Here is a 313-nt window from a genome sequence, read left to right on the forward strand (position 1 = left end):
GTCGGCGTTCCGCCACACATCCTGATGCCTCCCCGGGCGCCCCCCGCCCCGAAGGTGCCGACGGCCACTAGAGTGACGGCCAGTCCGCACGCCGAGGAGGACCCGATGCGCCGCCGCACGCTGCTCACCGCCACGGCTGCCGCCGGGCCCGTCGCCCTGATGATGGGGCTCGACGAGGCCCTGGCCGACACACCGGCCCCGACCGGGCAGGGCCCCTTGGATGGCCGGATGGCGGCGGCCCGCGAGTTGTACGACAAGGGCGCGCACTCCCGTCTCCTCGCCGCGCTGCCCGGCCTCATCGCTGACGGACATG

At 75.1% G+C, this 313-nt stretch carries 1 pseudogene; it reads left to right on the top strand.

The features are described from left to right. Positions 1 to 72: 72 nt before the first annotated feature. Positions 73 to 313 (top strand): annotated as a pseudogene (locus tag IG54_RS0137380) (transcriptional regulator); the annotation flags it as partial.

The sequence above is a fragment of the Streptomyces sp. NRRL S-920 genome (assembly GCF_000717945.1).
In the GTDB taxonomy this organism is placed as follows: domain Bacteria; phylum Actinomycetota; class Actinomycetes; order Streptomycetales; family Streptomycetaceae; genus Streptomyces; species Streptomyces alboniger.